A 14,916-nucleotide genomic window follows, 5' to 3' on the forward strand; every position below is an offset into this window, starting at 1 on the left:
TTGTTTTATGCTGTTTTAATATTATTTCATATTGATCCACTAGTAACGGCTATTATTGTAATTATGGGGGCAATGCCAGCAGGAACGTCAACTGCTATGTTAGCTCAAAAGTATAATGGAAATGCCCAATTTGGGTCCAAATTAGTAGTTCTCTCCACATTTTTTTCATTGTTCACAATTCCTATACTATCATTAGTATTAAAATAAGTGTGTCCAAGTTGTGCATACTTTACTGATGTATCAATATGAGGATAATAAAGGAAAAATGAATTACAAATTAAGTATAAATTAGCACACCTACGAAAGTTTAAAATTTCGCAGGTGTGCTAATTTATACACTTCTGTTTTGGTTTTTCATACATTTATTTCTGTGTTCTTGCTCAATTGAGTCTTATAATCGTAAGGGGATATACCTGTAGCCTTTTTAAAACATCTATAAAAATTAGAATAATCAGAAAATCCAGCCTCAAGTGCAGCATCAGAAGCATACATTCCATTTAAAATAAGTTCCTTTGCTAAGAGAATACGTTTAGTAGTTATATATTCAACAAAGGTATATCCTATTTGTTGTTTAAAAATACGAGATATATTATATTTACTTATGAAAAATTTATTCTCAAGAAATTTTAATGTAATTTTTTGTGTAAGGTTATTGTTTATATATATTAAAATATCTTCAAGGATAGTATAATTATCTTTTTTTACCGGTGTGATTGTAACAATATTATTAACATAAGTTAATAATTGGAGAGATAGGGCTTTAATCATTACCTTGCTCTCAGGTAATTGATTCTCATGATAATATGTTATTTTATCAAACAATACATCAAGTCCATATTCCTTAACTTTTGAAGCATCTATCTTATTTTGACACCCAAGCTCTCTATGTCTTAATGCTTTAAATGGATTATAGTCATCAAAAATAAATTCGGCAAGATAGGCCTCTTTTAGTTGTAATTGTTGATTCTCAAATATTGTGTCTGGTGGTAAAAGTGCTCTATGTATTTCGTTAGGATTTGTAATAAGAATATCATTTTTACCAATTTCATAAATATGCCCCTCAACAGAATAAGTTCCTGAAAAATTTACAAAGTGTATAATTTCGTAAGAATTATGTGCATGAGGAAAAATGTCAGTAGATGAATTGAATATACTATGTTTTAAATTATAGCTTTTATCATCATGTAGAAATAATTTTGTATAATCCATGCGAAACTTCCTCCTTAGGCACATCAAAATAGTCTGACAAATGAACTTGTTATTTTTCTTAATGTGTCTTAAATTATATAATTTAATGTTACTGCAAGATTTGCAATATTTCAATCAAAAAAATCCAAGCAAAGATTTAAAAAAAATGTGATACTATAGTTGTTTGAAAACGTATTAATAAGCAAAATATTTATTATACACAGTAAGTTCTACATGTATACTATACTATAAATCTATATGGAGGTGTTTGCAAATTGAAACAAACATATGATGTATTAATTGTTGGTTCAGGCGTAGTTGGAAGTGCTATTGCAAGAGAATTTTCAAGATATAAACTTAAAATTGGTGTCTTAGAAAAAGAATTAGACGTATGTTGTGAAACTAGCGGAAGAAATTCAGGTGTATTGCATGCAGGTTTTACCTATAAAACGGGATCTTTAAGAGCTCAGTGTGCTGTGGAAGGTAATGCTGAATTTGAAAAAGTATCAGAGGAATTAGATGTTCCTTTTAAAAGAACTGGAAAATTAGTAATTGGTTTTACAGATAAAGATATGGAAAGTTTATTAAAATATAAAGCTTTAGGAGAAGCAAATGGCGTTAAAGGTCTTGAAATAATAGATAAAAAAAGACTTCAAGAATTAGATTCAAGTGCTGGTGGAGAGTTTGCAATGCTTGCCCCGTCTTCTGGAATATTAAATCCTTTCACTTATACAGTTGCTCTTGCTGAGAATGCTAAGCAAAATGGTGTGAACTTTTATTTTAACAACGAAGTAATAGATATTAAGCGTGAAAATGGAATATATAAAGTAAAAACAGTTAAAGATACCTATGAAACAAGATGGGTAGTAAATTCAGCTGGTTTAAATTCAGTAGTTATATCAAATATGTTAGGTATAGATGGTTATACACTTGGCGGTTTTAAAGGTGAATATTTTCTTTTAGACAAGAAAGCTGGAAAGCATATAAGCATGCCTGTATATCCAGCACCAGATGAGAAAGGTGGTTTCGCTACTCATGCAACTCCAACTGTAGATGGAAATGTATTAATTGGTCCAAGCTCTGAATTTATTGAAGATTTTGAGGACTATGGAGTAACGCAGCCTGTACTAGATGATTTAATTAAAGATGGTATGAAGATGTTTAAACCTTTTAAGAAAGAGGATATAATTAGAAGCTTTTCTGGAATACGACCTAAGCTTATAGTTAAAGGAACAAGACAAACTTTAGATTTTGTCATAGAAAGAAGAAATGAAGTTCCGAATGTTATTAACCTAGTAGGTATAGAGTCGCCAGGATTAACAGGTGCTCTACCTATTGCCAGAAGAACAGTTGCTCTGTTTAAGGAAAAAGAAGAACTAATTCCTAATGAGAAATTCAATCCAAGAAGAAAAGGGATATTAAATTTTTCGGAACAGAGTAATGAAGTTAAGAAAGAGCTTATAGAAAAAGACTCCAACTATGGAGAAATAATTTGCAGATGCGAATGTATTACAAAAGGTGAAATATTAGAAGCAGTTCATAATTGTTTAGGAGTTGAAACCGTAACAGGTATTAAAAATAGAACAAGAGTAACTATGGGAAGATGTCAAGGCGGTTACTGTGAAACAAGAATTACTGAAATTATTAATGAAGAAAAGAATAAAAATAAAGAAGATGTAATGTATTCACGAGTAGGTTCTTATATGTTTGAAGGGAAGGTGAGAGACTAATGACAGTAATTAAGAAAGATGTTGTAATAATTGGTGGTGGATCAGCTGGATTAGCAGCAGCAGTGCAGCTTAGGAAAAAAGGGATTTCTGATATCGTAATACTTGAAAGAGAAAAACAACTTGGCGGAATTCTTAGACAATGTATTCATGATGGATTTGGACTTGCTAGATTCAAGGAAGCATTATCAGGTCCTGAATATTCTCAGAGATTTATAGATGAAGTTGAAAAACTTGGTATTGAAACTATTACTGATGCGACAGTTATTGATATTACATCAGAAAAAAAAGTTATTGCTGCTTCAAAAAGTGGACTTCTTGAATATGAAGCAAAGGCTGTAGTATTAACCATGGGATGTAGAGAAAGAACTAGAGGAGCCATAAGCATACCTGGTACAAGACCTTCTGGAGTATATAACGCTGGTGTAGCACAAGCCTATATAAATCTTCACAATACTATGGTTGGTAAGGAAGTTATAATTCTAGGTTCTGGAGATATTGGAATGATAATGGCACGTAGAATGACTTTAGAAGGTGCAAAAGTAAAGGCTGTTTTCGAAATCCAACCTTACCCAAGTGGGCTTCCAAGAAATATTGAACAATGTCTAAATGATTATAATATTCCATTGTACCTAAGCCATACTATTACCAAGATTAAAGGGCATTCTAGACTTGAGGGGATTACTGTAAGCAAGGTTGATGAGAATTTTAGACCTATACCTGGAACTGAGAAAGACTATGCTTGTGACACGTTGATTTTATCCGTTGGATTAATTCCTGAAAATGAATTATCCTTATCTGCTGGTGTAGAACTTGATAATAGAACAAAGGGAGCTATTGTAGATGAAAATTATCAAACTAATGTAGAAGGAATCTTTGCTGCAGGTAATGTACTTCAGGTGCATGATTTAGTCGATTTCGTTTCTATTGAGGCAGAAGCACTTTCAGAGTCTGTGGCCGATTACGTTAATAAAGGTAAGCTTTCAGAATGCTGCATAAATATAACCACTGATTCAAATATAAATCATACAATTCCACAAAAAATTAGTGGCGCTAAAGACTTTAAGCTCTCAATGCGTGTAAGAAAGCCTTTCAAAAATTGTGAAATTCATGTTATACAAAATGACGAAGTGATAAAAACTGTAAAACTAAAAAAAGCAATTCCAGCCGAAATGATTCAAATTAAGCTTGAAGGAGCTAAATTTAAATCCCCAGATGATATAAAGGTGGTGGTAAGATGATAAAAGAATACACTTGTATTATATGTCCAAATGGATGTGAAATTGAAGCAAAAATAGAAGGTACAACTATTTTAGAAATTGAAGGAGCAACTTGTTCAAGAGGTAAAGAGTATGTAGAACAAGAGTTGATAAATCCAAAAAGAAATATTGCAACTTCAGTTTCTGTTGAGGGTGGTATCTTGCCATTAGTAAGCGTTAGATTAACAAAATCTATACCTAAAGAACGCATATTTGATGTGATGAATGAAATAAAAAAGATAAAATTAAAAGCACCAGTTACAATTAGTCAAGTAGTTATAAAAAATGTACTCAGCTTAGATAGCGATGTAATTGCTACTAAAAATGTAGTAGAAGGTTCTAATATCTAATTATTAAGAAATTAGAGAATTTAAAAAAGGAGGAATTTTTATTATGTCAATAAACATTTTACCTTTTCCAGATCAAGTAGTAAGAGGAATAGGTGCAATTGATCAAGCAGGAGATATTTGTAAGAAGTATGGAAGAAGAGTGTTGGTTATTGGAGGTAAAACCGCATTAGAAATTGCTGAAGAAAGGATAACTATTAGTTTAAAAAAAGCTAATGTGGAAATTGTAGGTATAGAGTGGTATGGCGGAGAGTGTTCAAAGAATAATATTGATAATTTAGTCAAAAAAGTTGAATGTCATAAAGCAGATATCATTCTTGCCGTAGGTGGCGGTAAGGCGATGGATACTGGTAAGGCGATTGGAGTATTCACAAAATTACCAGTTATCACTATACCAACTATTGCAGCTACATGTGCGGCAGTAACACCTTTAACTGTGCTTTATAATGAGAAAGGTGAATTCGTAGAAAACATGTTTTATGATGTATGTCCAACATCAGTAATTATAGATAGTGATATTATTTTAAATGCACCATCAAAATGGTTAATTGCAGGAATAGGTGATACATTAGCAAAAATGTATGAACTTCGAGCAGCAGCCAAAGGTATATCAACTACCAGCTCAACCATTTCAGCTGTAAGCAATGGGGAAATCTGTTATAACATAATCAAGAAATTTGGAAAAGATGCTCGTATGGCAGTAGAAACTAAGAAAATGAATGATGGGTTCGAAGCCACAGTTGATGCTATTATTGTTATTGCAGGTTTATCATCTATTTTTGGAGGAGAAGAAATTAGAAATGCGGCAGCTCATGGTATTTATAATGGATTTACTAAAATACCAGTTATGCATACAGTAGCACATGGATTAATTGTCGGGTATGGAAATTTATGCTTATTAGCATTGGAAGAACGTTCTGATGTGGAAATCTTAGAAGAAATAGAACTTGCTTTAGATTGTGGAATTCCAACTACTTTAAATCAGCTGGCAGAGCTTTCTGAGGATGAAATTAAAATTGGAGCTGAAGCTTCTGCGGTTTCTAAGGCAATGTCATGTATGCCATTTACAGTTAGTGCGGATATGGTAATTCGTGCAATAAAGCGAGTGGACAATCTAGCAATGAAGGCGAGTCAATAAAATAGAAATGATTTTATGTTAGGAAACATAGTAAAAAGAAAGAGAATTTCCTAATTGTAATGCAGATTTTTATTATTGAGGAAAAAAGAAAACAGAAAAAAGGTTCATATTCGGTTGCTGAATATGAACCTTTTCAACCAGGTTCCAGATGGAAGAGCGTTGAAGAATCTCATGCAGTGCTCTTCTCGGAGGAAGTGAAGAAACAAAGCCAGAGTTAACACGTGAAGCAAGCCCAGCTTTTCATGTAAATGAAAAATCAGCACCTATGCTCATTATGCATGGTGATTCTGACCCTCTTGTACCCTACAGTCAAAGTTTTTTAATGCATGATAATATGGCTGCAGCGGGCAAGGAATGTGACCTTTATATTCTTAAGGGTGCAGGTCATGGTTCAGATGAATTTTGGCAGGACTCTACGAAAGAAAATATTTGCTACTTTTTTAATAAACATTTGAAGTAAAAACTAAATATATTTAGTAGATATATAATCACGCAGTTCTTTCAGAGCAGAATAATTTGAAGAGAAAGCTAGGGCAAATAAAAAAATTAGCAGAATATGACACAATAAAAAAGAATGATTATGAATAATGTTTATTTACCTCGTTGTAAGATTGACTTATTAATATGTGCATATAAACAAAAAATGTATATTGAAAACGATATTAAATTGTGCTTATGAATATTGAGATGATTGTTAAAAAATATGATAATAAAATTGTTAAGTAAATTTTATTATAAATGATTTATGGAAGTTCTAGCTGATATATTGTGTATCAGCTAGTTCTTCTGCATTATTTTTAATTGTGTAAAATTGTACTGGATTTTATTTGTGAATCAATTAAAACGGGGGATTGAGTATGGTAGTACAAAATACAAATGTAAATGAAAATGAGGTTAAACTTACACCTAATGTGAAAGTAATTCCATTAATTGTATCAATTATGGTTGGAGTTGCAATTTGTTTTTTACCTAAACCTGCTGAGATACCTCAAAACGGGTGGTATCTTCTAGCGGTATTTATGTCTATTATAGTATCTTGTGCTATAGGAGCTACATCAGTAGGGTTAGCAGCTTTTATTGGAATTTTTGTACTGACATTTACTCACATAATTACAGTTCAAACTGCATTTTCATCTTATAGTGAGAGCCTTATTTGGCTTATAGTATGTGCAGATTGTCTTTCAATGGGAATAACTAATACAGGGTTAGGTCAAAGAATAGCGTATAACATTATTAAAGTAATTGGAAAGAGAACTATAGGAGCTGGTTATGCATTAGTTTTATGTGAAATTCTGCTAGGCGCATTTGTTCCCAGTGCAACATCGAGATCGGCAGGTATAGTTTTACCTATTGCTAAATCTTTAGCAGAGGGATATGGCTCGAAGGTTGAGGATGGAACTCAAGGAAAGGCAGGAGAATTCTTGTTACTAACTGCTTTACATAGTAATTTTATATCATCGTCATTTTTTATGACAGCTTCAGCAGTAAATTTTCTCGCTATTACTATGGCAAAGGGATTAGGTGTTGATGGAAATATATCATTACAAACATGGTTCTTAGTAGGATTAGGACCTTGTTTGGTTGGATTTATTATTATTCCTTTAATTATCTTCTTTATTTGTCCACCAGAAATCAAGAAAGTGGATAATGTAAGAAAAATAATGGATGAAAAGTTAAAAGAACTAGGAAGAATTAAAAAATCGGAAAAAATAATGACAGTATTATTTATTACTGTGTTGTTGCTGTGGATGTTTGGAAGTAAGCTAAACATAGATTCTACAACTGTAGCTGTTTTAGGCTTAGTTGTAGCTATTTCTACAGGAATCGTATCTTGGAAGCAGTTTACGGGGAAAAAGGAGATTTGGGATTTATTAATTTGGCAGGGATCTTTTATGATGATGTCAGGTCAATTAAATAAATTTGGTATTGTTGATTGGATAAGTGGCTTGGTTAAACAAAATATTTCTGGAGTTTCATGGTGGATTGCATTATTTTTAGTTGCAGTAGCAATGTATTATTCTCATTATTTATTTGCTAGTAATACTGTTCATTTTACTGCGTTGTTTTCAGCTTTTTTAGCCATATTAATAAGCGTTGGTGTTCCACCAATAATATCAATTATATTGCTTACTAATATGTCAGCTTTAAGTTCAGGATTAACTCATTATGCTGTTGCACATGGAAGCGTGTTTTTTGCAACAGGGTATATTGATCAGAAAAAATGGTGGAAGGTAGGCTTTATTGTATCAATATTTCATGTTATAATTTGGTACGGCATTGGAATGCTGTGGTGGAAATTGATAGGGTTATATTAGGCATAATCAAAAAAATAACAAGTCCATCTGCCAATAAAAGTTCCATATTGCAGCATAGCTGCTCTTTTCATAAGTGCCCATTTCCAATCATGCTTCATCAGCAGATTGCACTAATAGGCAAGCTATGAGCCCAATCTACTTTTTCGCCTGATGAAAAATAATCATGGAATTTTGGACTCGTTATTTTCTTTCATATGCCTTAAGTAAAAAATAGCTTGTTAAAGATGTGAACTAATCCGATTAAAAATTTTAATACCAATAAAAGAAATAGCTATTAAAAACCAATGGAGATCATATATAGGGGGTACATATTCATGAGCATCAAAAAAAAATTGACATTATTGCTTTTGATAACAAGTTCTTTGCCAATTATAATTTTTGCATTACTTAACTTGTATTTTTCAAATAATGCAGCAATTGAAAGTATAATGTCAGAGAATTTAAAAAGGACTGAAATCGTTAAAGAAAAAATACAAAATTTAGTTGATAGAAATTTATCAGGAGTACAGGTGTTAGCAAGGAATCCGATTATTCGTAGTCATGATGTGGAGAAAATTAAGCCGGTTATTTCTGAGGCAATAAAAGTATATCCCGATCTTTATGGATTAACTTTTATGGATGCAAATGGACAGCAATTAGTTAAATCAAATGATTCAGCGCTGACTAATATATATGACCGAGACTATTTTCAATTGGCCGCTAAGGGGAATGAAGAAGTTGTATCAGATGTTATTTTAAGCAAGACAGCAGGAACGCTTCAAGTTATTATTGCTTCACCAGTACGAAATGTAGATGGTGGAGATGTAATAGGGGTATTACAAGGGGTTTTTGAAGTTAATATGCTAAATAGCTATGTTAAGGAACTTTCAAGCGATGGTGTAACAGTATATATTTTAGATAAGGATGGAAAAGTATTAGCTCATCCTACACAAAATATGAGTAACTTGGAAGAGCGCGAAGATTTAAATGGTTTTAGTTTTGTAAGTAATGGATTATCTGGAAAAACCGGTTCAGAAATAGTTACTAAAGATGGACAAGAGATGATCATAAGTTATATGCAAGATAAAAAGACGGGATGGTTAATATGTGCAGAGATTCCAAAGAAAATTGCAGTACAGCAAAGTATAAAAAATTCAATTAATATATCATTAATAGGATTATTAATATTATTTATAACTTGCGGAATTACTTTTATACTTTCAGGGCGTGCTACAAAGCCAATTCAATTACTTTTATCTGCCGCAAATAAGATATCTGAAGGAGATTTAACCATTAATAATTTTAATATTAAATCAAAAGATGAGTTAGGAAGTTTAGGAAAGTCCTTTGAAAGGATGATTTATAATCTTCAAGAAGTTATAAATAATATTAAAGGGCACTCAGTAAAGGTTTCAGAATACTCAAGGGAGATGATACAAGTTTGTGAGCAACAAGCAAATACGGCTACGAGCACTGCAGAAGATACAAATATGATTGCAGAAGGAACTTTTCAGTTAAGCTCTAAAATAGATAAAATAAGCCTTGGTATGGAGATTTTAAATGATGCGGTAAATGATATTGGCGATAAGTCTAATATAGTTTCTTCCGCTGTTAATATTGCATCAGACTATTCTGGAAGGGGTACTGAGGCACTAAATGAAGTGAACTCAAGCATGAGAAATATACAACAATCAGTTAATGATACTGCTAAGGTTATAGGTAAATTGGGAGAACACTCAAAATCAATAGGTAAAATTACGGAAGTAATAAAAGGAATATCTGATCAAACAAATTTGTTAGCATTAAATGCAGCTATAGAAGCGGCACGTGCTGGAGAACAAGGAAAAGGCTTTGCAGTTGTAGCTGATGAGGTTCGTAAATTGGCGGAGCAATCTGGAGAGGCTGCTAATCAAGTAAATAATATCATCAATGGTATACAAAATGAAACTGAAAATGTAACTTTAATGATGAATAAAGGTATATATGAAGTAGATGCTGGTTCAAAGATAATTGGCGAGGCTAACAGCTATTTTGAGCTGATATTTAGGACTATACAGGAAATTTCAACAAATATGAATGAAGTAAGTCAATCAATAGGTAATATGAATAATAGCAGCAAAGAGTTATTCATTAATTTGGAGTCTGTAGTTGAACTATCTGAAAAAGTATCCAGTCAAACACAGTCTATATCTGCTGCAACAGAAGAGCAAGTAGCTTCGATTGAAGAAATGACAGCATCAGTGCATAGCTTTAATGATATGGTAGATAATCTTGAAAAATTAACAAATAAATTTAAGACAATTCAGGAGGATTCAGAATTAAGAAAGCAATAGCTAAAAGAAAAGATGGGATAGACAAATTTTATCATTCAATTACATATTTTAAATATGTGCAACTATACAAAAAAGAAGAAATATGTTTGGATAAATGAATGATGAAATAATATGTGAAAACTATTACAATGTTATTGTAGGCGTAGACAGTGAAATATATTTATTATAAGTGCAAGGGAGTGATAAGTCAGATAAGAATACGTTAAAATTAATATACTGAAAAAATAAAAAAATATTAAAGTGTTAGAATAATTTATAAAGAAATATAATAAGTTAAGTTGTTATGAGAACGAAAAGATATGTATAATAGATGTTAGATGGAATATTTTGATTTAAAGATAAAGAGATTCCATCTAGCATTATTTTTATATAGCTATTTACAATTAATAGCTGAATGATTAAGTTTTGAACAATTGAAAATTAACTATTAAGACGAGCTTACTTTAATTTAAGAAAGGAATGGATATAATTATGAATGAATCAATTAATAAATATCTGAATGTTGGTTTAATACATTTTATGGCTTACCCAGAAGCTACGAAGTTTGAAAAACAAGATAATATTGTTGAGTCAATTAAAAAAGTTTTAATTGATGATTATTTTAATGCTATAGAAATTACGCATATTACAGATGAAAAAATAAGAAAGGAAGTAAAGATGTTATTAGAACAAAGCCATATGACAATTGCATATGGCGCTCAGCCTAGATTATTAGGTGCAAAGTTAAATCCAAATCATTTAGATGAAGAGGAAAGAAAAAAAGCTGAGAATATTTTAATTGAATCCATTGATGAAGCACATTATTTAGGAGCTGCAAGTGTATCATTTTTATCGGGAAAATATGATGAGAATAAAAAAGATGATGCATATATTCAATTATTGAAAACAACTAAAAATTTATGTGAATATGCAAAAACTAAGAATATGTCAATTACCCTTGAGGTTTTTGATTATGATTTTGATAAAAAATCATTAATAGGCCCAGCTACGTATGCAGCTGAATTTGCAAATGATATGAGAAAGCATGTAGATAATTTTGGGCTACTTGTAGATTTATCTCATTTACCTCAAACATATGAATCATCAAAATTCGCTATTCAAACTATGAAGCCATATATAACACATTTTCATATTGGAAATTGTGTTATGAAAAGTGGAGCAACAGCATATGGAGATACTCATCCACGTTTTGGCTTTCCAAATGGGGTTAATGATGTAAAAGAGGTAAAAGATTTTCTTGAAGTTATGAAAAATGAAGGGTTTTTTAATGAAGAGAATCCTTATATAATATCATTTGAAGTTAAACCTTGGGAAAATGAGGACTCAGAAATCATTATTGCAAACTCAAAAAGAGTGCTGAATAAAGCATGGACATTACTTTGATTCATTCTATCTTTGTGGAAAAAAATTTATGAATGAGAGAATATTAAACCGGACATAAGTTATCTAATTATGAGAATATTAAAATAAAAAATAAATGTTATAATACAATAACATTTTTTCCATGTTTATTCACACAGTGTAAATAAGGAGGTAATTTATGGAACTCTTAAGTAAGGAATTAGCTAAAAGAATTGTTGAAAGAACCATGAGCGTTGTTAACTATAATATTAATATAATGGATGAAAGTGGCGTTATAATAGCATCTGGAGATACAGATAGAATTGGAACTATCCATGAAGGGGCAATAATTGCTCTAAAAAGAGAATCGGAATTTAATGTTAGTGAAAATGAAAGTAAGGAATTACATGGGGTTCACCCAGGTATTAATATGGTTATAGAATTCCAAAATAGAGTTGTTGGAGTAATAGGAATTACAGGAAATCCTAAAGATGTTTTGGGATATGGAAAATTAATTAAAATGACAGCAGAAATGATGATAGAACAAGAACATGTTATGAAAGAACTGGAATGGACTAATAGAATGAAAGAGGAGATGATGCTTGCACTTATTTATAATAAACCTAATTCTGTTATTCTACTGGATGAATATATTAAAAAGTTTAAATTAACATATGAGCATCCTATGATTATTTTTATTATTGAGTTAGATTTAAAAAATTTATCTACTAAGAATGATTTAGAGATGTCTAGTAGCATAATAAGAATATTAGAGGGAACATTTAAGGAATCACTAGCAGTTGTAATTAATTCAAATACTATTGTATTATTACATAAGTGCCTACATTATAATAACAAGAATGAAGATTACGAAAAAAATTTAAGTAAAGTTGCTTTAAGAATTAAATCTGAAGTGAGCATAGATACGTATATATCAACTGGAAAAGTATACAATAAATTATTAGAAATATATAAGTCTTTTGATATAGCCAAAGAAACACTTGAATTTGGAAAGAAAATGCACCCTAAAGATCATATTTATATATTTGAATCATTGAAATATGATATGCTATTCTCTCAAAGTAATGCGAAGTGGAAAGTTAATGAATTAGAAGAAACCTATAAATTGATTTCAATAAATGACAAGAGTAAAGTGCTGAGGGAAACGCTAAAGGTACTTATAGAAGAGAATGGCGAGTTAAATAATGTAGCAAGCAGGTTATATATACATAGAAATACATTGAGTTATCGATTGGATAAAATTTATAAGTTAACTAACAGAAATCCTAGGAAATATATTGATTTATTTTGGTTATATAGTTCGATAATTAATTTCGAGATAGATAGTGCTGTTAAAGATAATAATATTTAATATATAGCTAAAAAATTAGTCTGCTCTTGCTTGGATTACAGCAAGAGCAGATTTTCTTTCATGTGCCTTATATTTATGATAAAGTGCTTCTTAGAATTTGATTTTGAAAGAAAAGAGTTGTTGATATAAAAGAGTATTGGGCACATGAATGAAAAAAACGAGATGAAAACGATTGGAAATAGTGCAATTTAACATTGAATAATAGCGTTAAAAATATGATAATCTAAGAGTAAGTTATTTTAAAAAAAGTTAATTTTCAGAAGATAGTTATTAATTTCTGAAATCTACAGAAGTATGCATCTTAGGAAAACGATTACCAGGGGTGTAATGCGTTGTCTTTAAAGTGTAAAAAGGAAAGGATGTGAATTATTAAATTATCAGACTAAATATTTTATAATTTAGAAATTTTCTTACTTTTTTGAAAACTACGGATCGAAATGAATTAAATTAAGTTAAGGGAGAGATGAATATGGCACTAGTTACAGTTGCTTTTGGTGTATTAATATTATTAGTATTAATGATGGGACTTAAAATTGATGGATTTATTTCATTGATATTGGTTTCGTTAATTGTCGGACTTATGTTAGGAATGCCTTTAGAAAAAGTTACAGCATCAATGTATAATGGAATCGGAGGTCAGTTAAAGAGTTTAATACTTATTCTTGCTTTTGGAGCAATGCTTGGTAAGTTACTATCTGACTCAGGAGCTGCACATCGTATTGCTATGACACTTATAAATAAGTTTGGGAAAAAGAATGTCCAATGGGCAATGTTATTAACTGCACTTATTGTTGGTATTACAATGTTTTTTGAAGCAGGATTTATTGTATTAATTCCAATCGTTTTCACTATTGTTGCCGAAATTGGAATGCCGCTAATGTATGTTGGTTTACCAGTAGTTATTGGATTATCAACAACACATAGCTTTTTACCACCTCATCCAGGGCCAGCAGCAGTTGTTGTTACTTATGGAGCAAGTATGGGTAGAACATTACTTATAGGACTTATAATTGCTATTCCAGCTGCGTTAATTGTAGGAATCTGGTATAGTAGGACAAAATGGGTGTTAAATACTAACGCTTCAATGCCAGAAGGTTTAGTATCTATTAAGTCATTTAAGGACGAGGAATTACCTAGTTTTGCAAACAGCTTATTTGCTGCATTAGTACCTGTAATTCTTATAGCTCTTGCTACATTTGGTGAACTTTTTATAGATCAAAAATTATTTGCGGCAAAAGTTATTAATTTTATTGGTGATGCCCCAATTGCATTGTTAATTTCTGTTTTAATTGCCAGTTATACTCTTGGTGTTGCTCGTGGAAGAAAATTGGAAGAAGTAATGAAGAGCTTAGGTGGATCAGTAAAAGCTGTTGCTATGATAATATGTGTAATTGGTGCTGGTGGTGCTTTTAAGCAAGTAATTGTTGATGCAGGTATAAGTAATGCAGTTAACCAATTAACAAGTGGTTTAAATATTTCGCCTATAATATTAGCTTGGCTTATTGCAGCAGCTGTAAGAACTGCAGTTGGTTCAGCAACAGTAGCTATAACTACAGCATCAGGTATAATTTTACCTATGGTTGCAACTTCAGGGGTTAGTCCGGAATTAATGGTTTTAGCTACATCATGTGGTAGTATTTTCGCATCACATGTAAATGACCCAGGTTTCTGGATGTTTAAAGAATATTTTAACATACCAGTAGGTCAGGCAATTAAAGTTAGAACCACATATACATGTATATTATCAATAATTGGTTTGATTGGCGTGTTAATTTTAAGTAATTTCTTTTAAGATGTCTTAGGTAAATTAATATTTAATATATCATCTCAAAATATTATAAAAGTATTTTGGGATGATATTTATAAGAGACATTTATATAATTAAAATTAGAAAAATAAAATGGCTGTATTAAAAAT

At 31.1% G+C, this 14,916-nt stretch carries 12 protein-coding genes; 11 read left to right on the forward strand and 1 reads right to left on the reverse strand.

The window, feature by feature from the left end:
• The coding region (locus ACJDTP_RS26405) for an AEC family transporter (RefSeq protein ID WP_406762889.1) at nt 1–207 on the forward strand (207 nt) is incomplete at its 5' end.
• Between the two features lie 147 nt (nt 208–354).
• On the opposite strand, the gene ACJDTP_RS26410 is transcribed toward ACJDTP_RS26405, so the two are convergent.
• Nucleotides 355–1,209, reverse strand: a complete 855-nt coding sequence (locus ACJDTP_RS26410) for an AraC family transcriptional regulator (protein WP_406762890.1) — start codon at nt 1,207–1,209, stop codon at nt 355–357.
• 254 nt (nt 1,210–1,463) lie between these two features.
• On the opposite strand from ACJDTP_RS26410, the gene ACJDTP_RS26415 reads away from it, so the two are divergent.
• From ACJDTP_RS26415 to ACJDTP_RS26460, 10 genes are all read left to right on the forward strand, one after another.
• Nucleotides 1,464–2,918 carry an NAD(P)/FAD-dependent oxidoreductase gene (locus ACJDTP_RS26415; protein ID WP_406762891.1) on the forward strand — a complete coding sequence of 485 codons (1,455 nt, stop codon included), beginning with the start codon at nt 1,464–1,466 and terminating at the stop codon, nt 2,916–2,918.
• Nucleotides 2,918–4,156 (forward strand): NAD(P)/FAD-dependent oxidoreductase, encoded by a 1,239-nt coding sequence (locus tag ACJDTP_RS26420; RefSeq protein WP_406762892.1) that lies wholly within the window; start codon nt 2,918–2,920, stop codon nt 4,154–4,156. The genes ACJDTP_RS26415 and ACJDTP_RS26420 overlap by 1 nt, the downstream gene beginning before the upstream one ends.
• Nucleotides 4,153–4,524, forward strand: a complete 372-nt coding sequence (locus tag ACJDTP_RS26425; RefSeq protein ID WP_406762893.1) for a DUF1667 domain-containing protein — start codon at nt 4,153–4,155, stop codon at nt 4,522–4,524. Before ACJDTP_RS26420 ends, ACJDTP_RS26425 begins: the two co-directional genes overlap by 4 nt.
• 43 nt (nt 4,525–4,567) lie before the next feature.
• The gene (locus ACJDTP_RS26430) at nt 4,568–5,659 is read left to right on the forward strand and encodes an iron-containing alcohol dehydrogenase family protein (RefSeq protein ID WP_406762894.1); all 1,092 of its coding nucleotides are present in this window, start codon (nt 4,568–4,570) and stop codon (nt 5,657–5,659) included.
• A 166-nt stretch (nt 5,660–5,825) separates the two neighbouring features.
• The gene (locus tag ACJDTP_RS26435) at nt 5,826–6,119 is read left to right on the forward strand and encodes an alpha/beta hydrolase family protein (RefSeq protein WP_406762900.1); all 294 of its coding nucleotides are present in this window, start codon (nt 5,826–5,828) and stop codon (nt 6,117–6,119) included.
• A gap of 397 nt (nt 6,120–6,516) precedes the next feature.
• Nucleotides 6,517–7,974 carry a DASS family sodium-coupled anion symporter gene (locus ACJDTP_RS26440; protein WP_406762895.1) on the forward strand — a complete coding sequence of 486 codons (1,458 nt, stop codon included), beginning with the start codon at nt 6,517–6,519 and terminating at the stop codon, nt 7,972–7,974.
• A 314-nt stretch (nt 7,975–8,288) separates the two neighbouring features.
• Entirely contained in the window at nt 8,289–10,286 is a 1,998-nt protein-coding gene (locus tag ACJDTP_RS26445) for a methyl-accepting chemotaxis protein (RefSeq protein WP_406762896.1), read from the forward strand.
• Between the two features lie 471 nt (nt 10,287–10,757).
• Nucleotides 10,758–11,669, forward strand: a complete 912-nt coding sequence (locus ACJDTP_RS26450) for a sugar phosphate isomerase/epimerase family protein (protein ID WP_406762897.1) — start codon at nt 10,758–10,760, stop codon at nt 11,667–11,669.
• Nucleotides 11,670–11,826: 157 nt separating this feature from the next.
• On the forward strand, nt 11,827–12,999 hold the full coding sequence (locus ACJDTP_RS26455) for a sugar diacid recognition domain-containing protein (RefSeq protein ID WP_406762898.1): 1,173 nt from the start codon (nt 11,827–11,829) through the stop codon (nt 12,997–12,999).
• A gap of 469 nt (nt 13,000–13,468) precedes the next feature.
• The gene (locus ACJDTP_RS26460; RefSeq protein WP_406762899.1) at nt 13,469–14,791 is read left to right on the forward strand and encodes a gluconate:H+ symporter; all 1,323 of its coding nucleotides are present in this window, start codon (nt 13,469–13,471) and stop codon (nt 14,789–14,791) included.
• Nucleotides 14,792–14,916 lie beyond the last annotated feature (125 nt).

The sequence above is a fragment of the Candidatus Clostridium helianthi genome (assembly GCF_045310795.1).
GTDB classification, from domain to species: domain Bacteria; phylum Bacillota; class Clostridia; order Clostridiales; family Clostridiaceae; genus Clostridium; species Clostridium helianthi.

What these genes read in the sequence shown, in the direction of transcription:
- ACJDTP_RS26445 (WP_406762896.1), top strand. Translation starts at nt 8,289, where the DNA reads ATGAGCATCAAAAAAAAATTGACATTATTGCTTTTGATAACAAGTTCT.
- ACJDTP_RS26455 (WP_406762898.1), top strand. Translation starts at nt 11,827, where the DNA reads ATGGAACTCTTAAGTAAGGAATTAGCTAAAAGAATTGTTGAAAGAACC.
- ACJDTP_RS26440 (WP_406762895.1), top strand. Translation starts at nt 6,517, where the DNA reads ATGGTAGTACAAAATACAAATGTAAATGAAAATGAGGTTAAACTTACA.
- ACJDTP_RS26420 (WP_406762892.1), top strand. Translation starts at nt 2,918, where the DNA reads ATGACAGTAATTAAGAAAGATGTTGTAATAATTGGTGGTGGATCAGCT.
- ACJDTP_RS26410 (WP_406762890.1), bottom strand. Translation starts at nt 1,209, where the DNA reads ATGGATTATACAAAATTATTTCTACATGATGATAAAAGCTATAATTTA.
- ACJDTP_RS26425 (WP_406762893.1), top strand. Translation starts at nt 4,153, where the DNA reads ATGATAAAAGAATACACTTGTATTATATGTCCAAATGGATGTGAAATT.
- ACJDTP_RS26460 (WP_406762899.1), top strand. Translation starts at nt 13,469, where the DNA reads ATGGCACTAGTTACAGTTGCTTTTGGTGTATTAATATTATTAGTATTA.
- ACJDTP_RS26430 (WP_406762894.1), top strand. Translation starts at nt 4,568, where the DNA reads ATGTCAATAAACATTTTACCTTTTCCAGATCAAGTAGTAAGAGGAATA.
- ACJDTP_RS26450 (WP_406762897.1), top strand. Translation starts at nt 10,758, where the DNA reads ATGAATGAATCAATTAATAAATATCTGAATGTTGGTTTAATACATTTT.